Here is an 18,534-nt window from a genome sequence, read left to right on the forward strand (position 1 = left end):
GGTCAGTGGCTCGCACCGCGAGCGTTTTCGGCGGCCTTCAGCAGGACCCGCTCGCCCAGCACCGCCGCCAGGTGGCGGCGGAATGAGGCGGTGGCATGGATGTCGTCGCCCGGCTCGCAGCGCGAAGAGGCCGAGTGGGCGATCTCGCGCGCGGCCTGCGCGGTGATGCGATGGCCGACGAGTTGCGAAGCGAGTTCGGGAAACACCATCGGCGTGCCGTCCACGCCGCCAAAGCCGAGGACGACTCGTCGGCAGACACCGGCCTCATCGAGTTGCAGCTGACAGGCGGCCGATGCCATCGCAAAATCACCGTGCCTGATGCTGGTCTCGTCGAAGGCGCTGCCTATATGCGCGCCCTTCCAGACCGGCCAGTCGATGGCGACCAGGCACTCGGTCTCGGCAGTGGCGGTAAACATCGGGCCCTGGAAAAACTCCGCCGCATCCACGACGCGCACGCCGTTCTGGCTGCGCAGGTGCAGCCGGGCTGCCAGCACGCCGGCCGCGAGCGGCAGTTCAGCGGAGGGATCGGCATGAACAAGGCTGCCGCCCACGGTGCCGCGATTGCGGGTCTGAATGTGGCCGACCCAGGCCAATGCTTGCGCGACCAGTGGCAGTCGCGATCGGAGACCTTGATCGTGCTCGATATCACGCTGGCGGGTGCAGGCGCCCATGCGGACGGCATCGGCGGCATTCTCCACACCTTTCAGCGCAGTCAGTCGGTTGATGTCCACCAGCACCGAAGGCCGGGCAAGACGCATAGCCATCATCGGCACCAGGCTCTGGCCGCCTGCCACGAGCTTGGCGTCGGCGCCATGCTGCTGCAGGACCTCCAGCGCGTGAGATTCGCTCTCGGCGCGGATGTAGTCGAACGGGGCTGCTTTCATGGCTGCCGATCATCGACACGCGGGGCGATCACGGCAAAGGACGATTCTTCACGTGGCGTGAGCTAAAGTCACTCGACTGCCGGAGCGCCTTTCGCCACAATGGGTAGGCCATGATCAGAAAACTCCCGCCGTTGAATGCGGTACGTGCATTTGAAGCCGCGGCGAGACACGTCAGCTTTACCAAGGCGGCCGAAGAACTCAGCGTCACTCACGGCGCGATCAGCCGGCAGGTGGCCTTGCTCGAGGATTGGTTCGGCCGCCCACTGTTCCGGCGGTCTTCGTCGCAGCTGACGCTCACCGACGCCGGTCGCAGCTATCTTCCCGAAGTCAGCGCCGCGCTGGACCGACTGGCCCTCGCCTCGATGTACATGCTGCAGCAGCAGTCGCCGACCAGCCTACGCGTGAGCGCGCCACCCACCTTCACCATGCGTTGGCTCATTCCCCGCATGTCAGGCTTCCAGCGCCGCCGACCGGACGTGGAAATCCGGCTCTCCACGTCGATGGAGCGGCCGAACTTCCAGGCCAACCTGTACGACGTAGCCATCCGGGGCGCCCATGAAGCCCCCTTGGACTGCGGCGCGGTGCGGTTCATGTCGGAACACATCCTCCCTGTCTGCCACGTGGACGCGCTGAACGGAGGGGCACTGCTGGAGCCGAAGGACATCACGCGGTTCACGGCCATCAGCTATGCGACCGAACCCTATCCTTGGCAGGAGTGGCTGCAATCGGCTGGCGTTGCGGATCTGCGTCCTGCAAATACGCTGAAATTCGAGCAGATGTACTTCGCATTGCAGGCAGCCTGCGAGGGCCTCGGTATCGTGCTCGTGCCGCTGTTCCTGGTCCTCGACGACATCATCGCCGGCAAGTTGTGTGCACCCTTCGGCCCTTTGGGAATCAAGCGCCGCGACTATTACGCCAGTTTCCCCTCGGAATCGGACGCCTACCCGCTCATCGCTAAGTTCTGCGAGTGGCTCCAGCAGGAAGGGCGCGATACGGAGAGCTCCATCGAGGAATGGGCCCGGTCGCAGGGCTGGGACCTACAGACGCCCGCGCCTACGACTTTGCCTGAACTTGCAGGCGGTACTGGGTCGGACTAAGACCTGTCCACCTCCGGAAGGCCTTGCGAAAGTTCGCGGCTTCGGAAAAGCCTACGCGCTCGGCAATCTCGTCTATCGACAACGGAGAGTTTCTCAGTAGGCTCGCAGCGGTGGCTTGTCGAACCCCATCGACGATGGCCTGGAAGCCAAGCCCGTCCTCGGCCAGTCGCCGGTGCATGGTCCGCACCGACAGCCCGAGCGATCGAGCTACCGCATCGGCATTCGATATCCTGCCTTGGTTGCTGAGACAAACGGCGCGGATCTGATCCACGAGCCCTCCGCCCCCGGACTGGGTCCTCATGATCTGGTCGCAAAAGCTCGCGCACAGTTTGGCCGTTGCCGGATTCGCGCCGGGACACGCCATGCGCAGCACGGCGGCATCGAATTCCCATTCGATACGTGGAGCGTCGAAGTGCACTGGACATCCGAACATGCGCTCATAAGCAGCGGCGTGCGCTGGACGCGGATAGGGCAGGCGCAGGCGCCGCGAAGGAAACGGTGCCGCGAGGATGTTGGTCGCGAGTTGGAGCATCGAGGCGAGCCAGAACTCGGTGGCCAACGGCAGCACCGGACCCAGCGAGAGAACGTCGGCTCCTTCGAGCAGTGCGGTATCGCCCAGCAGACGAAAGCGCTTGTGGACCACCGGTCCCGCCAGCTTTAGGTACTTCATGCCAAGCACCACTGCGTCGCCAAAGGCTGCACTACTGGTCAGCGCGTAGCCGTACACACCGAAGTCACTGAGGCGCTGCCGCGCGCCAGCACGCAGGCCGACGTCGGGCAGGCTGGCCATTCGCTGTGCGTTGCGGAAGATGGTGATCTTCTGTCGATGCGACATGCGCACTTCGGGGTCGACCAACTGCCCCGCTTCCAGCCCCGATCCGCCGAGCACCACCTCGGCGCTCACGCCCTGGCCAGCCATTTCGGCCAGGAGCGCCCCCAGGCCCAGCACCGAGTGCACAGGTGCCTCCAACTCCATCCCATAGCTGCCTACCAGTTCGAAGCCGGCGGACTGCGGCTGACACCGTTGCATTGAGCTTGGCAATTTATGACCTCTGTTGGCAGGATGGGACCTCGTTGAAGTCTCGCGTCATCCGTAGATTTCGTTCGCCCACGCGCCACTCCTGTCCCCACGACCCTGCGGCATGTGCGAGCGTCCACCTAACCGACGAATGACCGGAGACACTTCCATGGAAACCGAGCTGCGCCTGCGCGGGCTTTTCGATCGCCAGAGGGCAGCCTTTGCCGCCCAACCCTTTCCGAGCGGCACACAGCGAAAGACGCATCTCCGGACTCTTAAGAGCCAGTTGCTGCGCTATCAGGACAAATTGGTGGCCGCCATCAGCCGCGACTTTGGGTTCCGGGCACCCGCCGAAACCCAGATGATGGATGTGCTGGGCTCGGTGCTGGAGATCAACCACGCTCTTTCGCATGTGGGCCGCTGGATGCGTTCGCGTCGGAGATCGACCGAACTGCTGTTCATGAGCAACAGCCTGCGCGTGCACTATCAGCCCAAAGGCGTGGTGGGCGTGATCGTGCCCTGGAACTTTCCGGTCTACCTGGCGCTGGGACCGCTCGCGGCCGCTCTCGCAGCCGGCAATCGCGTGCTCCTCAAGCTCTCGGACGCCACGCCTGCCACCAATGAGGTGCTGGCGAGCCTGCTGGCGGAGGCGTTTTCCGAGGAATGGGTTGCGGTAGTAGGTGCAGAATTGGAGGACCCGAACTTCTTCACCGCCCTGCCCTTCGATCACATCGTCTTCACGGGCTCGCCTGCGGTCGGACGCGCTGTGATGCGCACCGCGGCCCAGAACCTGACGCCCGTCACGCTCGAGCTGGGCGGCAAGTCCCCTGCATTGTTGCTGCCCGGATGCGATCCGCGCGATGCCGCGAGCCGGATCGCACATGGAAAGGCCATCAACGCCGGGCAGATCTGCATCGCGCCCGACTACGCGCTCGTGCCGCGGGCGCAGGTGGAAGCCTTCGTCGAGGGTGTGAAGGATGCCTTTGCACGGCTCTACGGCCCGAGCGTCTGTGATCACCCGGACTACACCGCCATCGTGAACGAACGCCACGGCCAGCGCATCCGGGACTTGCTCGATGACGCGCGAAGCAAGGGTGCCCATGTGATCGCCTGTGCCGAGCCGGGAGCCGGCCGGCGAATTCCCCTGCATATCGTCACAGGTGTGCGCAAGGACATGCGGATCGCTCAGGAAGAAATATTCGGCCCGATCCTGCCGGTGTTGGACTATGACAGCCTCGACGACGCGCTCGGCATCATCAATGCCGGCCCCCGCCCGCTGGCCCTGTACTGCTTCGGCCATGACGCGAGTGCGCGGCGCCGCGTGCTGGAGCATACGCATTCCGGCGGCGTGACGATCAACGACTGGGGCTGGCACGTGCTGAACCATGACGCGCCCTTCGGCGGCATAGGCAACTCGGGCATGGGCACCTATCACGGCGAGGAGGGATTCCGCGAGCTGTCGCATGCACGAACGGTCTTCAAGCGCCACCGCTGGTTCCCCGTGGGCCTCTTTTATCCACCGTACGGCAGCTTCGTGCAGCGACTGATCCTGCGCCTCTGGCTGGGCCGCGGCGATCCATCTCTATCGCCTCCGTCGGCGCGACCATCCCAGGCCTTGGGGAGTTCCGCACGATGAGCCAGCAGACCTTCGACTACGTCGTGGTCGGTGCGGGAGCGGCCGGATGCGTGATTGCCTCCCGGCTGAGCGAGGATGCCAAGACCAGCGTGTGCCTGCTCGAGGCCGGGCCACCGGATCACAGCGTCCTGATCCGCGCGCCCGCAGGTGTCGTTGCCATGGTACCGACCCGATTGAACAACTATGCCTACGAGACGGTGCCGCAGCATGGCCTGGGCGGGCGGCGCGGCTACCAGCCCCGTGGCAAGGTACTGGGAGGCTCCAGCTCCATCAACGCCATGCTGTACGTGCGCGGCCACCGCTGGGACTATGACCATTGGGCCGAGCTCGGCAATGCAGGATGGTCGTATGACGAAGTGCTGCCATTCTTCCGACGCTCGGAGAACAACGAACGGTTCGGGCCGGACGGCTTCCATGGCCGGGGCGGGCCGCTCAACGTAGCGGACTTGCGCAGTCCGAGCCCCATCAACCAGGCCTTCCTCCTGGCAGCAGCGAACCAGGGTATTTCTCGCAACGAGGACTACAACGGCGCCGAGCAATTCGGCAGCTTCCACTACCAGGTGACGCAGAAGAACGGCGAGCGCTGCAGCGTCGCCAGCGCCTACCTGACCCCACATCGCAGCCGGCCCAACTTGCATGTCGAGACCGGGACGGTGGCCTCCCGCATCTGCTTCGACGAGGGTCGGGCCGTGGGCGTCGAGTTCCTGAAAGGCGGCCAGCTGCGCGCAATCCGTGCGCGCCGGGAGGTGATTGTCTGCGGCGGCACCTTCGGCTCGCCGCAGCTTCTGATGCTCTCGGGCATCGGCCCCGCTCACGCACTCCAGCGCCATGGCATTCCGGTGCTGCATGACTTGCCCGGCGTCGGCCAGAACTTGCAGGACCACATCGACTACGTGCAGGCCTGGCTCGCCCGCAGCAACACGCCCACCTTCGGGGTCTCCCTGCGCGGTATCGGGCGAATCGCCAAGGCGCTCTTCGAGTGGCGACGCCATCGCACCGGGCTCATCACCAGCCCCTTTGCCGAGTCCGGCGCCTTCGCGCGCTCCCGTTCCGACGTGGCTGTGCCCGACCTGCAGCTGATCTTCGCGGTGGCCATCGTGGACGACCACGCGCGCAAGATGCACCTGGGTCATGGCTTTAGCTGCCATGTGTCGGTCTTGCGTCCCAAGAGTCGCGGGAGCGTCACGCTGGCCTCCCGCGATCCGCGTTCCGCTCCCGTGATCGACCCCGCGTTCTTCAGCCATCCAGACGACATGGCACTGATGCTCAAGGGTGCGCACCTGATGCAGTCCATCCTCGGCGACCACGCGCTGGCGCCATACCGCGGCCGGCGCATGCTGTACCCGGTGCGCCCGAGCGACGAAGCCCATCTCGAAGCCGACATCCGCCAGCGCTCCGACTCGCAGTATCACCCCGTGGGCACCTGCAAGATGGGCCCGGTCCACGATACCGGCGCCGTTGTCGACGCCAAGCTGCGGGTTCATGGCGTGAGCGGGTTGCGCGTGGCGGATGCGTCGATCATGCCGACTCTGGTGGGAGGCAACACCAGCGCGCCCGCGGTCATGATCGGCGAAAAGGCGGCTGCCATGATCCGCACCGGTGGCGCATGAAAGTCAGGCTCGGCGGCGCACCAGCCGGGCCAAGCCTCCTGGAAGCAGGTAGACGAAAACGATGAGTACCACGCCGTAGACAGCCCACGGCGCCGCCTTTGACACCTTCTCGGCCAAATCGGGCACGAACATGATGAACACGGCCCCGTACAGCGCCCCCCACAGCGTACCGACGCCGCCGACGACGATGCCCACTAGCAGCGAGATGGAGAGAAACATCGCGAAGGTGTCCGGCGACACGAACTGGACCGCGACGGCGAACAGGGACCCCGCCACGCCCGTAAACCCGGCCGAGATGCCGAAGGTCACCGACTTGCAGTGGTTGCCCGGCACGCCGATGGCCTCGGCCGCGAGGGGATGATCCCTCATCGCACGCATGGCCCGCCCGCTGGCACCACTGACGAGATTGCGGGCGACCAGGAGCATCAGCAAGCCCACCATGAGAGAAAACAGGTAGAACCACTGGTCCGCATCGAGCGGAAGGCCGAACGGCGCCTCGGGCTTGTTCAGCACGATGCCGCTGGACCCTCCCGTCCACGGCTCGAAATGCCTGGACTTCAGAAGTTGCGGCGCGGCGATGCCCAGCGCGAACGTGGCGAGCGCCAGATACAGGCCCTCCAGCCGCAGGGCCGGGCGTCCGAACAGGTAGCCCACCACCAGCGCGACGGCCCCCGAGATTGGCACGCACATCCAATACGACACGCCATACCTGTCCATCAGGATGGCCGTGACATAGGCGCCGACCGCGTAGAACGCACCATGCCCCAGTGAAATCTGGCCGTTGTAGCCGGTCAGCAGATTCAGGCCAAGCAAAGCGATCGCGTAGCTCACGATCATGGTGGCCTGGAACAGCTGGTAGCCCTGGGCGAAGAAGGTCACCGACACGGCGAGCACCACCAGCGCAATGAACAGCCGCGGGATGGAACGCTCCGCATCGACCTGCACGGGCTGTGCAGTTGGCAGCGCCTTCTGGGCGGGAGGAATGGCATTCATGGTCGATCTTTCTTCAGACACGCTTCACCACCACGCGGCCCAGCAGCCCAGCAGGTCGAAAAACCAGTACGGTCACGATCAGCACCAGGGCCAATGGCAGCTTCAGCTCCGTGCCGATGACATAGGTTCCGAGCAGGTTCTCTGCCACGCCCACCACGAGACCGCCGACAACGGCGCCCACCGGGTTGTTGATGCCTCCGACGAGCGCGCCGGCAAATGCGTAGAGCAGCACCCCGCTCATCATGTGCGGGTCGAGGAACAAGGTGGGTGCGACCATCATGCCGGCCACCGCGCCAATCGCTCCGGCCAAGCCCCACCCAAGCATCAGCATGCGGCTTACGGGCACCCCGAGCAGCCGCGCCGAATCGGCGTTCTCGGCAGCCGCGCGCATGGCCAGACCCAACGGCGTCAACCGCAGGAACGCGAACAGCATCGCGACCAACCCCAACGTGACGGCAATAGCGCCCAGTTGATGCACGCTAAGCAGCGCAGAGCCGAACCAGGCGTCAACGGGGAACGGGCTCGGAAAGCGCTTCACGTCAAAGCCGAAAAGCCAGCCCGCCATGCTATGAAAGACCACCAGCAAGCCGATGAAGACAACCACGACACTCAGCTCGGGCGCCTTTTCCAAGGGCCTGACGATGGCAAACTGGACCGCCGCGCCCATGGCGAACGACACCAGCACCGTGGCCGCGAAGGCCAGCCAATACGGCACCCCCGCCTGCAGCAAAGCCCAGGCAATGAAGGCCGAAAAGGTGGCCATCTCCCCTTGGGCGAAGTTGATGTGGTGGGTGGCCTGGTAGACCATTACCAGGGCGAGCGCCATGCTCGCATACACCCCGCCGGCCGCAAGGCCGGAGGCAAGCTGATGCAGGAACGCTTCCATCTCAATCTCCGAGGTAGGCGCGGCGTACGGCATCGTCTTGCCGCATCTGCTCGCTGGAACCATGCGCGACGACGCGGCCGCCTTCCAGCAGATAGGCGCGCTGCGCGAGTTCCAATGCCAGGCGAGCGTTCTGTTCCACGAGCAGGATGCTCACGCTCTGTTCACGATTGATCTTCGCGAGGATGCCGAAGATCTCGCGCACGATCAGGGGAGCCAAGCCGAACGAGGGCTCATCGAGCAGCAGCAGGCGCGGCCTCGCCATCAACGCCCGCGAAATGGCGAGCATCTGCTGTTCGCCGCCCGAGAGCGTCCCTGCCTGCTGTCGCCGCCGCTCCTTCAGCCGCGGGAAGTAGCCGTACATGCGTTCCAGGTCACCGCCACAGCCGGCCCGGTCCGCCCGCGTGTAGCAACCCAGCCGCAAGTTTTCCTCCACGGTCAGGCCAAGGAAGGTGCCGCGGCCGTCAGGCACATGACCGACCCCGAGCCGGGCGACCTGCTCGGTCGTCTTGCGCTCGATGGCCTCTCCCGCGAGGCTCAAGCTTCCCTCGGTCCGCACTTTGGTTCGGCACAGCGCCCGCAGCGTAGTCGTCTTGCCGGCGCCGTTGGCGCCCAGAAGTGCGCACACTTCGCCCTGCTCCACGTCGAGATCGATCCCGTGCAGCACGGCGACAGGGCCATAGAAGGCCCGCAGGCCCTTCGCTTCAAGCAGCTTGTCCATCGGTCTCTCCATGAACCTGCTCACCCAGATAGGCGGTGATCACGTCCGGGTGACAGCGCACCTGCTCCGGCGTGCCTTCGGCGATGCGGCGACCGAAGTTCAGGGCGACCACCTTGTCGGAAATCCCCATGACGAGCCCCATGTGATGCTCGACCAGCAATACGGCGAGGGACAACTTGTCCCGCAGGGACACGATCAACTCACCGAGGCTCTCGAGCTCCTCGTGGTTCAGGCCGCAGGCCGGTTCGTCCAGCAGCAGCAAGGACGGCTCGCAGGCCAGCGCCCGCGCCATCTCCACCCGCTTCTGCGTTCCAAACGGCAGCGCGGCGACGCACCGGTCCGCCACGGCCTGGAGCGACAGCAACTCGATGGCGGCATCGGCCCGCTCGGCCGCTTCCCGCTCCACCTTTCGTGTGCGCCTGCCACCGATCGCATCCAGCAGAAAGCCGGCGTGGTGGTGTGCGTAGGTGCCGACAAGCACGTTCTCGCGCGCACTCATCGAGCCGAACAGCGCGAGGTTCTGGAAGGTGCGGCCGAGCCCGAGCGCCGCACGGCGGTGGCTGGACAGGCGCGCAAGCGAGTGGCCATTGAACTCGATCGCGCCCGCCTGCCAAGGATAAAGGCCCGAAAGGCAGTTGAACAAGGTGCTCTTCCCGGCACCATTGGGGCCGATCAATCCGCAGACCTGTCCACGCTCGACGTGGAACGAGACACCGTCGAGCGCGACGATCCCGCCGAAGCGAACCGTCACGCCGTCAATGCGCAACAAAGGCTCACGGGGCGCTGTGCGGTCCATGGCGGCGCCTGCTCAGATCGGGTTCCATCGGAACACATCACTCGATCGATCCAGGCTGTGGTACTGCGCTCGCAGCGCCGGCAGTGCATGATCGGCCACGCTCTGAGGTGTCCAGCCCTCCCCCCGATGCACCGAGCGCACGGGACGAGGTTGGCTCATGAGGAAGATTTCGTTGTTCCGCACCGCGAAGATCTGTCCCGTCGTGTCCGCCGCGAGATCGCTCGCAAGGCATACCGCCAGCGGTGCAATCTTCGCGGGCGTCATTTCCTTGAGACGATCCACTCGTGCCTGTTGTTCCGGCGTATCCGTGGGCATCGAGGCAATCATTCGGCTGAACGCGAACGGTGCGATGCAATTCGAGCGCACATTGAACTTGGACATGTCCAGGGCAATCGACTTGGACAGCGCGGCAATGCCCATCTTGGCAGCCGCGTAGTTCGCCTGCCCGATCTCGCCGATCAACCCCGAGGTCGACGTCATGTGCACGAAGCAGCCGGACTCCTGTTCCTTGAAATGATTGGCGGCCGCGCGGCTCACGTGATAGCTGCCATACAGGTGCACCTTGATGACGGCATCCCATTGGTCGTCGCCCATCTTGTGGAAGAAGCCATCGCGCAGGATCCCGGCGTTGTTCACGACGATATCCAGGCGACCGAAAGCATCCAACGCGCACTCCACCATGCGCCGGCCGGCGACCGGATCGGCCACGCTGTCGGTGTTCGCGGCGGCCTGGCCGCCCAGCGCCTTGATCTCGTCCACCACAGCCTGGGCCGGCCCCGCGTCCCGGCCTTCGCCATTGAGAGCGGCGCCGATGTCGTTCACAACCACCCGAGCCCCTTCGCGCGCCATGGCCAGGGCGATGTCGCGGCCGATGCCGCCGCCCGCGCCCGTGACCACCGCCACCTTGCCTCGCAGAATGCCCTCGGCGCCTGTCGGCGCTGATTTTGTGTTGTCCATGTGATTGCTCCTGTTGGTGGGCTCTGCCGTGGTCATGTGCCGGCGGGCCAGTTGTAAGGGGGTGCCTGCTTTTCCAGCAAGCGATTGACGGCCAGGCGGTGGCCAGGGGTACTCATGGCCATCGCCTGCGCCTGGGCCTCGGCATCCAGCAAGGCAGCCAGTTCGCCGCCCTGCGGCGCCAGGTTTCGCTTGATCATGCTCACGGCGGCGGGCGATGCCTGGACGAAGCTACGGGCGATGGCGCGGGCTCGGGCGAGCAGCGCATCGGCAACGGCAATCTCCGTGACGATGCCCAGGAGCTGGGCCTCGTCGGCACCGAATTCGCGGGCCGACAGCATCAGTTCCTTGGCTCGCTGCACACCGACCACTCTAGGCAGCGTGTAGAGGCAGCCGCAGTCGGGCACAAGGCCCACGCGCAGGAACGACGCGCTGAACCGCGCACGCGGCGTGGCAAGCACGAAATCTGCCGTGAGGGCAAGGCTCAGGCCGGCGCCCGTCGCCATGCCGTCCACGGCCGCGACCACCGGCCGGTCGAGCGAGATCAGGTCCCGCACCCAGTCGTTCATGTCCTGGAAGCGCTGCAGCCAGCCTTCGTTGTCCAGGCCTGCACTGGCGAGCGCCCGGAGGTCGCCGCCGGCGCAGAAATGCCCTTGCGAGCCGGTCAGGATCACGACGCGCACGTTGCGGTCGCGCCGGACGGCAACGATGGTATCCGCCAACTGGGCCCGCATGGCGGGATCGAGCGCATTGCGGCGCTCCGGCTGGTTGAGCGTCAGTTCCGCAACGCCATCCTTGATGTCAAGCAATACGCTTCGGGGTTCGCTCATACTGCCTCCTGCGGGAGCAAAACCAGGGCCTCGCCTTCGAGCTTGATCTCGCCCTGCTCGTTGGTGCAAGTGAGCGCCACGCGGGCCAGTCGTTCCGGCGACTGCTCAACGAGCTCGATAACGCGCCCGCCACAACGGATGCGTTCGCCAACCCGCGTGATCGCCGCAAAGCGCACGTCCATGCTGCGGACCGCATGCTGGGGCACCCAGCGCGTGAGCACGTGGCCCAGCCAGGCCATGGAGAGCATTCCGTGGGCGAAGACGTCCTGCGCGCCGGCGGCGCGGGCATAGTCGATGTCGACATGAATCGGGTTGTGATCCCCCGATGCGCCGCAATAGAGCGCAAGCACGAGCCGCGAAACAGGCTCCAATTCGAAGACCGGCAGTTCGGCTCCCACCCGCAAGAATTCGAAGGCCTTCATGCGCTCGCTCCAATCGGATGGCGCACGACTGTCACGAATCGCAGATCCGCGACGTGTGCGCCCGCCTGGTTGCTGACGCGCGTGACACGCGCGACGAATTCGAGCGCCCCACCCTTCTTGTCCCAGATGTTCTCGATGCGCGGCGCGAAGGTGAGCACGTCACCTGCGTAGGCCATCGCGTGATACTGGAAGCCCTGCTCGCCATGCAGCAGGAAACGGTAGTCGAGACCCAGAAGCTCCCGCACGGCAGCCGGATTGGGTCCGTCCATCTCCAGGCAGAACAGGAAGGTGGGCGGCACGGGCAATCCGCGATGGCCCGCGGCCTGCGCGGCCATCTCGTCCGTGTACACCGGGTCTGGCTGGCTCGTCGCCTTGGCAAAGGACCTCAGCCGTCCGGGTTCCACGGCAACCGAGAACGGTTCCAAGGCATGCCCGATAAAGCGCTTGTCGATCACGCCGTCTCCTCAAGCGCGCTGGTAGAGCGTGACGACGCAAGCGCCACCAAGCCCCAGGTTGTGCTGCAGCGCCACGCGCGCGCCTTCGACCTGGCGCTGTTCGGCCTGTCCCCGCAGTTGCCACACCAGTTCCGCGCATTGCGCGAGGCCGGTGGCACCGAGCGGATGGCCCTTGGACAGCAATCCGCCCGAGGGATTGACGACATAGCGGCCGCCATAGGTGTTGTCGCCATCGAGCACGAACTTCTCCGCCGTTCCAGGCGCAGTCAGGCCGAGCGCTTCGTACGAAATGAGTTCGTTGGCCGTGAAACAATCGTGCAACTCGATGACATCCACGTCCTCGGGACCAATGGCGGCCCGTTCGTAGACCCACTTCACCGCGTCCACCGTCATGTCATAGCCCACAAGCTTGCGCATGTCGTTGCTTTCGAAACTGGCGGGTGTATCGGTGGTCATGGCTTGGGCAGCGATCACCACACTCATGTCCAGCCCGTGCTTGCGCGCAAAGTCGGCCGAGCACACGATGGCCGCCGCCGCGCCGCAGGTGGGCGGACAGCATTGGTAACGTGTGAGTGGGTCGAACACCTTGGGTGATGCCATTACTTCTTCGAGCGAGAGCACCTGCCGGAACACGGCCAACGGGTTGCGCGCTGCATGCTGGCGCGCCTTGACGGAGATGCGACCGAAGGTCTCGGGCTTGGTCCCGTATTGCGCCATGTAGTCGCGCCCAGCGCCGCCGAAGAACTGGGCGGCCCGCGGAGTCTGCGGTTCGTAGCCCTGGTGCGCGGTCATCGTTTCGGCAAAGCGCTGCATTGGCGAAGGGCGGTCGTCGAAGGCGCCCTTCAGTGCGCCCGGAACCATCTGGTCCATCCCCAACGCCACTGCGCACTCCACCGCCCCGCTTTCCACGGCCTGGCGCGCCAGGAATAGTGCACTCGAGCCCGTGGCGCAATTGTTGTTGACGTTGAAGACGGGAATGCCGCTCAGCCCGACCTGGTACATGGCCGCTTGACCGGCGGTCGAATCGCCATAGACGTAGCCAACGTAGGCCTGCTCCACGAGGGCGTAATCCAACCGGGCGTCCTCGAGGGCGAGCTTCACGGCCCGCGCGCCCATGACGTTGTAGGGCTCGCTGGTGCCGGGCTTGGTGAACTGGATCATGCCGACGCCCACGACATGGACGGGACGGTGCTTGTGGGTCATCGATCTTCCTCGGAGGAAATTAAAAAAGTGGGCTGTTCACGCGGTTGCGCGGGACAGGTATTCGTCGCGCAACCGGGTCTTCAGAATCTTGCCGGCGGCCGACAGCGGCAAGCTGTCGACGAAGTCAAAGCTCTTGGGGCACTTGTATCCCGCGAGACGCGTACGGCAGTGCTCGCGCAGGGACTCGCCGTCGGAATTTGCGCCCGGCCGAAGAACGATGACGGCGTGCACGGCTTCGCCCCACAGGGCGCTGGGTATGCCGATCACGGCGCATGCCAACACGGCCGGGTGCGCCATCAGCGCCGCCTCGACTTCTGCGGAGTAGACGTTCTCGCCGCCGGTGATCACCATGTCCTTGAGCCGGTCGACCACGTAGATGTGGCCGGCGGCATCGCGCCAGCCGGCGTCCCCCGTATGCAGCCAGCCGTCGCGCAGAGCGGTCGCGGTTTCGGCGGGCTTGTTCCAATAGCCTTGCATGACGGCCACGCCGCGCAGCACGATCTCGCCGACGGCGCCCAGCGGGAGGTCACGGCCATCGGGGTCGACGATGCGGAGTTCGGCGCCCAGGCCGACACGCCCTACGGAACGCGTCACCTCGCCCATGTCCTTGCGGTCCGCCTGGGTGAACGGCCCCAGCACACTCACCACGCCCGAAGTCTCGGTCATGCCGTATGAGCTGCAGAAGCCGACGTGAGGCAGTGCGTGCATGGCCCGATCAAGTAGTGCGGGCGGCATCGGAGACGCGCCGTACGAGAGTCGCTGCAGGTTGCGCAATCGCCCGGCATCGAATGCCGGATCGTCCAGCAGCATCTGCAGCATGCTGGGGACAACGACGATGTCAGTCACGCCGTGGCGCTCGATCGCCTCGATCACGGCGTCGGGGCGAAACTGCGGCTCGATGACATTGGTGGCGCCGAGCACCAGTTGCATGACGAACCGGAAGAGGCCCGAGACATGGAAGAAAGGCGTCACCAGCAAGGCCACACCGTCACGGGGACTGAACATTTCCGCCAGACGCGTCACTGCACCGCACCAAAGATTCGCGTGGGAAAGCATCACGCCCTTCGGGAAGCCGGTGGTGCCGCCCGTGTACAGGATGGCCGCCAGTTCTTCGCCGCCGCGCCGCACATCGGTGGCCGGCTCACAGGACTGCACCAGAGCTTCGTAGCAATCGATACCTTCGGCACGTGGCGCCGTGCCGACGTGCACAACCCGGCGCACTACGGCTGCGGCAGCCCGAATCGCATCGACGAGCGGCAGGAAGGCGTCGTCCACCACCAGGACAGCAGCCCCGCAGTCGGACAGCGAGTAGGCGATCTCGGTCACGCTCCAACGCGTGTTCACGGGCGCCGCGACCGCGCCAGCCCACCAGACGCCCAACAGCAACTCGACATAGCAGTCGGAGTTGTGCGCCAGGATTGCCACGCGGTCGCCGGGGCGTACGTCGAGGCCCTGCAGCAGTGACGCCACGCGGCTGGAACGTTCGGCCAGTCCGCGAAACGAACTCGTTCTTCCCGCACACAGGGTTGCCGGCTTTTCCGGAAACTGCTGCACAGCGCGGTGCAAGCCTTGGGTGAGATACATCGCCGTCATTCCAGTGTGATGCCCAGTTCCTGCATGAGCACCTTCTCCCGGGCGAACTCGCGCGCCGCGGATTGCGCATAGGCTTCGCTGCCCAGGTACTCGGGTATCTGGTCGTTCTGATCCATCGCACGAACGTAGGCTGGATCGCTCATGGCTTTGCGCAGGGCATCGTGCAGGCGCGCCACGACTGCGGGGTCCATGCCGCGCGGGCCAATCAAGCCGATAGGCGAAGTCACGACGATGTCGTAGCCCAGCTCTTTCAACGTGGGGACCTGCGGCCAGCGCTTCGGCCGGGTCTCGCCCATGATGGCCAGGACGCGCACCCTGCCCGACTCGACCACCCCTCCCCAGCCGGCGTCTGAATACACGCCGATATGCCCGCCCAGCAGGTCGTTGGTCACCTCAGCCGTCCCCTTGTAAGGCACGAAGTTCAGGCGCACACCTGCCGCTCGGGCGAGCCGCTCCATGGCGACATGGCCGCTGCTGCCACGACCGGTGGCACCGTAAGCGATGGCGCCCGGCCTGGCGCGCGCGTCGTCGAGCATGTCCTTCAGCGTCTTCCACGGAGCATCGTCGCGCACGACGATCCCGAACGAGAACCCGCTCAGACCGATGATGTAGGTGAAGTCGTGCAGCGGGTCGTAGTTCACCTTGCTGAGATGCGGCAGGCGCAACAGAGTGCGCACTGCCAGCGCGATCGTGTAGCCATCGGGAGCCGAGCTTCGAGCCATTGCAGCCGGCGCGAGCGTGCCGCCGTTGCCCGGCCGGTTCACAATGATGATGGGCTGGCCCAGGTCCTTCGAGGCTGCAGCAGCGAGCGCACGCAGCTGTCCATCGGAAACGCCACCGGCAGGGAACGGCAGGATCAATGTGATCGGGCGCACCGGGAAGGGATCGGCCGCATTTGCCGGCACGGCAGTCATCAGCGTGCAAACCGATGCGAGGGCAAGAAGCAGTCTGCGGCCAAGCAGTGCCGGAGAGGCGGAAGGCGTCGTGTTGCAATGCTTGAGCATGGTCAGTCCTGTGTAGCGTCTTGAGAGCGCGCGGAGAAAGCGCCGCTGCAATGTAGGCGTGCGTTCTCGATCAGGCGAGGCAAAAACGCTCAAGCCGCATGAGAATTCCTGACATGTCATCACCGCACTTCCGCCCGATACAGCGTGACGACGCAGGTCCCGGTCTCGTGATCGACCGCGTGCTGCAGGGCCGCGCGGGCGCCCTCCACCTGCCGACAGCGAGCGGCACCGCGAAGCTGCCACACCAACTCAGCGCACTGGGCCAGTGCATTGGCTGCGCCGGCGTTTCCAAGACCGAGCAATCCCCCCGAAGGATTGATCACCACCAGCCCGCCGTAGGTGTTCTCGCCTTCGAGAACGAATCGTTCTGCGCCGCCTTTCGACACAAGGTGCAACGACTCGTAGGCAAGCAGTTCGCTCGCCGTGTCGTCGTCATGCAGTTCAACGAGGTCGAGATGCTCCGGGCCGATGCCGGCTTCTGCGTACGCCTTGCGCGCAGCAATCTCGCTGGCGCGCGGTACATCGAGGGAGCCAGCCATCCGCTCGATGGCTTGCGCATCAACCGACACCCGCTTGTCGAGCCGATGACGACGCGCGAAATCCGTGCTGCACAGGATCACAGCCGCCGCACCCACACGAGGTGCGCTGCATTGCAAGCCCCTCGGGGAGTCTGAGAGCGCATCCGAATCCAGGATCTCCGACAGCCCCAATGCACGTCGGTCGGTCGCAAGCGGATTGCGCGCAGCATGCCGCCGGGCTTTCACCGCGATGCGTGCGAATGTCTCCGGTCGGGTCCCGTACAGGCTCGTGCAAGTGCGCGCGATACGACATCGGGCCTCGTCGCGCGCCTCGCCATTCTTCGAGCAGGCGGCACCCGCATGGATGCCCAGGATGAGCGCGCACTCCACCGAAAAGTTCGCCACTGCCTCGCGGGCCCGATGCAGCGCGTGGGCACCACCGAGATCGTCCGTGCTCACCCGGAACGCCGGGATTCCGGCCATCTCCGTGGCACAGACCGCGCTGGAAGCCCAGTTCGGCTCCTGGATGGTCGAGGCCAAGAATGCGTGCTGCACCAGATTGCCGTCGAGCGCGGCATCGGCGATCGCCGCACGTGCTGCCTGCGCGCCAAGTACGGCCGCATTGGTGTCTGGTTGCGGAGCGGTGAAGGGCCCCCGCCCCACACCGACCACATGCACGCCGCGGTTCATGGCCATCGCAGCTCTGTCAGCGCCCGTAGACCTTCCCGAACAGCTCCCAGTAGGTGCCGTTGAAGCGCATCATCTTCATGCGCTCCAGCGGAAAGTAGTCGTCCGCACTCGTCGTCACGCTGATGCCGGGCAGCAGCATGGGCAGGGCGACATCGAGGCTGGCAGCCTGCTTCATGATGTTCTCGTGTGTGAGGTTGTCGCCCGCCTGGCGGATCACCTGCACCGAGGCCTGCGCAACGGTGTAGCCCCATACCACCAGCCAGTCCTTCAGATCGGCGCTAGGGTTGTACTTGCGCGCCCAGGCCACGAAGTCTTCGTACTCCTTGCCCTTCTGCCACTGCGGATCGGAAGCATCCCGGAAGAAGTTCGCGCTGATGAGGCCGACGGCGCTGTCGAGGCCGGCGGGCTGCAAGACGCCACCAATCGAACTCGACGCATTGATCAGATAGTGGGTCGGTTTCCATCCCAGTTCCGCCGTCTTGCGGATGGCTTGTGAGGCGAACTTGCCAAAAGAGACGTTCAGCAGCGTGTCCGCTCCCGAGGCCTTCAGGGCGATGATCTGGCTGTCGATGGTCGGGTCGGTGAATTCGTAGCTGGCGCGGCCTACGATCATGGACTTGGCCTTGGCACCGAGTCCCTCCTCCAGACCTGCCAGGAACTCCTTTCCCACGTCGTCGTTCTGGTGAAACACCGCGATCTTTGCCGCCGGTTTGTTCTCCAGGAGGTACTGCGCAAAGATGCGGGCCTCGCTGTAGTAGTCGGGCGTGAAGCCCATCGAGTAGGGGAAGGCCTTCGGATCCCCCCACTTGCGCGTGCCGGAGGCAACGAACAGCTGCGGCACCTTCTTCGCATTCATGTACTTCTGCACTGCCGCGCTGGTCGGGCTGCCGATTGACGCGACGATCATCAGCGCCTGCTCTTGCTCCACCAGTTTGCGGGTTTGCTCCACCGTCTTGGGCGGGTTGTAGCCATCGTCCAGCGAGACGAAGACGATCTTGCGGCCATTGATGCCGCCTTCGTCGTTGATCTTGTCGAAGTACGCCTTCATCGCCTTCGGACCGGAGCTGGCACTTGAGAGTGCTCCGGAATAAGGGGCGGTGTTGCCAATCTTGATCTCCGTGTCCGACGCGCCGGGGTCGTACTTTTTCTGGGCGAAAGCTGTCGGATGGGCGGCCAGGGCCATGACCGCGGCCCAGGCCGCGAATCGGGTAATAGTCATCTTGTCTC

Annotated in this window: 18 protein-coding genes; 3 read left to right on the forward strand and 15 right to left on the reverse strand. The window is 65.2% G+C overall.

The annotated features are described in order from the left end of the window. Nucleotides 1-2: 2 nt before the first annotated feature. Nucleotides 3-884 carry an FAD binding domain-containing protein gene (locus EJO66_RS28830; protein WP_125966770.1) on the reverse strand — a complete coding sequence of 294 codons (882 nt, stop codon included), beginning with the start codon at nucleotides 882-884 and terminating at the stop codon, nucleotides 3-5. A gap of 110 nt (nucleotides 885-994) precedes the next feature. Between EJO66_RS28830 and gcvA the strand changes: the two genes are divergently transcribed. Beyond that, entirely contained in the window at nucleotides 995-1,981 is a 987-nt protein-coding gene (gene gcvA, locus EJO66_RS28835; protein WP_125966771.1) for a transcriptional regulator GcvA, read from the forward strand. Here the strand turns inward: gcvA and EJO66_RS28840 are convergent. Beyond that, nucleotides 1,938-2,939 (reverse strand): AraC family transcriptional regulator, encoded by a 1,002-nt coding sequence (locus EJO66_RS28840; protein ID WP_206168901.1) that lies wholly within the window; start codon nucleotides 2,937-2,939, stop codon nucleotides 1,938-1,940. The genes gcvA and EJO66_RS28840 overlap by 44 nt on opposite strands. A gap of 229 nt (nucleotides 2,940-3,168) precedes the next feature. Here EJO66_RS28840 and EJO66_RS28845 point away from each other — a divergent pair, with 229 nt between their 5' ends. After that, nucleotides 3,169-4,635 carry a coniferyl aldehyde dehydrogenase gene (locus EJO66_RS28845; protein ID WP_240648864.1) on the forward strand — a complete coding sequence of 489 codons (1,467 nt, stop codon included), beginning with the start codon at nucleotides 3,169-3,171 and terminating at the stop codon, nucleotides 4,633-4,635. Beyond that, nucleotides 4,632-6,245 (forward strand): GMC family oxidoreductase, encoded by a 1,614-nt coding sequence (locus EJO66_RS28850; RefSeq protein WP_125966773.1) that lies wholly within the window; start codon nucleotides 4,632-4,634, stop codon nucleotides 6,243-6,245. Before EJO66_RS28845 ends, EJO66_RS28850 begins: the two co-directional genes overlap by 4 nt. Nucleotides 6,246-6,248: 3 nt before the next feature. On the opposite strand, the gene EJO66_RS28855 is transcribed toward EJO66_RS28850, so the two are convergent. The 13 genes from EJO66_RS28855 to EJO66_RS28915 form a co-directional block, all read right to left on the reverse strand. Continuing rightward, nucleotides 6,249-7,238 carry a branched-chain amino acid ABC transporter permease gene (locus EJO66_RS28855; protein ID WP_125966774.1) on the reverse strand — a complete coding sequence of 330 codons (990 nt, stop codon included), beginning with the start codon at nucleotides 7,236-7,238 and terminating at the stop codon, nucleotides 6,249-6,251. Between the two features lie 13 nt (nucleotides 7,239-7,251). Beyond that, nucleotides 7,252-8,124: a branched-chain amino acid ABC transporter permease gene (locus EJO66_RS28860; protein WP_125966775.1), complete on the reverse strand. Its 873-nt coding sequence runs from the start codon at nucleotides 8,122-8,124 to the stop codon at nucleotides 7,252-7,254. 1 nt (nucleotide 8,125) lies between these two features. Continuing rightward, entirely contained in the window at nucleotides 8,126-8,842 is a 717-nt protein-coding gene (locus EJO66_RS28865) for an ABC transporter ATP-binding protein (RefSeq protein ID WP_125966776.1), read from the reverse strand. Next, the gene (locus EJO66_RS28870) at nucleotides 8,826-9,638 is read right to left on the reverse strand and encodes an ABC transporter ATP-binding protein (protein ID WP_125966777.1); all 813 of its coding nucleotides are present in this window, start codon (nucleotides 9,636-9,638) and stop codon (nucleotides 8,826-8,828) included. The genes EJO66_RS28865 and EJO66_RS28870 overlap by 17 nt, the downstream gene beginning before the upstream one ends. Nucleotides 9,639-9,650: 12 nt before the next feature. Further along, nucleotides 9,651-10,595, reverse strand: coding sequence for an SDR family NAD(P)-dependent oxidoreductase (locus EJO66_RS28875; RefSeq protein ID WP_164547931.1), 945 nt, complete (start codon nucleotides 10,593-10,595; stop codon nucleotides 9,651-9,653). A 32-nt stretch (nucleotides 10,596-10,627) separates the two neighbouring features. Further along, nucleotides 10,628-11,422: an enoyl-CoA hydratase/isomerase family protein gene (locus tag EJO66_RS28880; RefSeq protein WP_125966778.1), complete on the reverse strand. Its 795-nt coding sequence runs from the start codon at nucleotides 11,420-11,422 to the stop codon at nucleotides 10,628-10,630. After that, nucleotides 11,419-11,844, reverse strand: a complete 426-nt coding sequence (locus tag EJO66_RS28885) for a MaoC/PaaZ C-terminal domain-containing protein (RefSeq protein WP_125966779.1) — start codon at nucleotides 11,842-11,844, stop codon at nucleotides 11,419-11,421. Before EJO66_RS28885 ends, EJO66_RS28880 begins: the two co-directional genes overlap by 4 nt. Further along, entirely contained in the window at nucleotides 11,841-12,299 is a 459-nt protein-coding gene (locus EJO66_RS28890) for a MaoC family dehydratase N-terminal domain-containing protein (RefSeq protein WP_125966780.1), read from the reverse strand. Before EJO66_RS28890 ends, EJO66_RS28885 begins: the two co-directional genes overlap by 4 nt. Before the next feature lie 9 nt (nucleotides 12,300-12,308). Then, complete coding sequence (locus EJO66_RS28895) at nucleotides 12,309-13,502, reverse strand: lipid-transfer protein (protein ID WP_125966781.1); 1,194 nt, start codon at nucleotides 13,500-13,502, stop codon at nucleotides 12,309-12,311. 36 nt (nucleotides 13,503-13,538) lie between these two features. Next, nucleotides 13,539-15,086, reverse strand: coding sequence for an acyl-CoA synthetase (locus tag EJO66_RS28900; RefSeq protein ID WP_125966782.1), 1,548 nt, complete (start codon nucleotides 15,084-15,086; stop codon nucleotides 13,539-13,541). A 5-nt stretch (nucleotides 15,087-15,091) separates the two neighbouring features. Beyond that, nucleotides 15,092-16,099: a tripartite tricarboxylate transporter substrate binding protein gene (locus tag EJO66_RS28905; protein WP_240648867.1), complete on the reverse strand. Its 1,008-nt coding sequence runs from the start codon at nucleotides 16,097-16,099 to the stop codon at nucleotides 15,092-15,094. A gap of 119 nt (nucleotides 16,100-16,218) precedes the next feature. Further along, nucleotides 16,219-17,313 (reverse strand): thiolase C-terminal domain-containing protein, encoded by a 1,095-nt coding sequence (locus EJO66_RS28910; RefSeq protein WP_125966783.1) that lies wholly within the window; start codon nucleotides 17,311-17,313, stop codon nucleotides 16,219-16,221. Nucleotides 17,314-17,323: 10 nt separating this feature from the next. Then, complete coding sequence (locus EJO66_RS28915) at nucleotides 17,324-18,526, reverse strand: ABC transporter substrate-binding protein (RefSeq protein WP_125966784.1); 1,203 nt, start codon at nucleotides 18,524-18,526, stop codon at nucleotides 17,324-17,326. Between the last annotated feature and the right edge of the window lie 8 nt (nucleotides 18,527-18,534).

The sequence above is a fragment of the Variovorax beijingensis genome, assembly GCF_003951285.1.
Classification (GTDB): Bacteria; Pseudomonadota; Gammaproteobacteria; order Burkholderiales; family Burkholderiaceae_C; genus Variovorax; species Variovorax beijingensis.

What these genes read in the sequence shown, in the direction of transcription:
- EJO66_RS28915 (WP_125966784.1), bottom strand. Translation starts at nt 18,526, where the DNA reads ATGACTATTACCCGATTCGCGGCCTGGGCCGCGGTCATGGCCCTGGCC.
- EJO66_RS28865 (WP_125966776.1), bottom strand. Translation starts at nt 8,842, where the DNA reads ATGGACAAGCTGCTTGAAGCGAAGGGCCTGCGGGCCTTCTATGGCCCT.
- EJO66_RS28855 (WP_125966774.1), bottom strand. Translation starts at nt 7,238, where the DNA reads ATGAATGCCATTCCTCCCGCCCAGAAGGCGCTGCCAACTGCACAGCCC.
- EJO66_RS28830 (WP_125966770.1), bottom strand. Translation starts at nt 884, where the DNA reads ATGAAAGCAGCCCCGTTCGACTACATCCGCGCCGAGAGCGAATCTCAC.
- EJO66_RS28850 (WP_125966773.1), top strand. Translation starts at nt 4,632, where the DNA reads ATGAGCCAGCAGACCTTCGACTACGTCGTGGTCGGTGCGGGAGCGGCC.
- EJO66_RS28860 (WP_125966775.1), bottom strand. Translation starts at nt 8,124, where the DNA reads ATGGAAGCGTTCCTGCATCAGCTTGCCTCCGGCCTTGCGGCCGGCGGG.
- EJO66_RS28845 (WP_240648864.1), top strand. Translation starts at nt 3,169, where the DNA reads ATGGAAACCGAGCTGCGCCTGCGCGGGCTTTTCGATCGCCAGAGGGCA.
- EJO66_RS28875 (WP_164547931.1), bottom strand. Translation starts at nt 10,595, where the DNA reads ATGGACAACACAAAATCAGCGCCGACAGGCGCCGAGGGCATTCTGCGA.
- gcvA (WP_125966771.1), top strand. Translation starts at nt 995, where the DNA reads ATGATCAGAAAACTCCCGCCGTTGAATGCGGTACGTGCATTTGAAGCC.
- EJO66_RS28895 (WP_125966781.1), bottom strand. Translation starts at nt 13,502, where the DNA reads ATGACCCACAAGCACCGTCCCGTCCATGTCGTGGGCGTCGGCATGATC.
- EJO66_RS28880 (WP_125966778.1), bottom strand. Translation starts at nt 11,422, where the DNA reads ATGAGCGAACCCCGAAGCGTATTGCTTGACATCAAGGATGGCGTTGCG.
- EJO66_RS28905 (WP_240648867.1), bottom strand. Translation starts at nt 16,099, where the DNA reads ATGCTCAAGCATTGCAACACGACGCCTTCCGCCTCTCCGGCACTGCTT.
- EJO66_RS28870 (WP_125966777.1), bottom strand. Translation starts at nt 9,638, where the DNA reads ATGGACCGCACAGCGCCCCGTGAGCCTTTGTTGCGCATTGACGGCGTG.
- EJO66_RS28885 (WP_125966779.1), bottom strand. Translation starts at nt 11,844, where the DNA reads ATGAAGGCCTTCGAATTCTTGCGGGTGGGAGCCGAACTGCCGGTCTTC.
- EJO66_RS28900 (WP_125966782.1), bottom strand. Translation starts at nt 15,086, where the DNA reads ATGTATCTCACCCAAGGCTTGCACCGCGCTGTGCAGCAGTTTCCGGAA.
- EJO66_RS28910 (WP_125966783.1), bottom strand. Translation starts at nt 17,313, where the DNA reads ATGGCCATGAACCGCGGCGTGCATGTGGTCGGTGTGGGGCGGGGGCCC.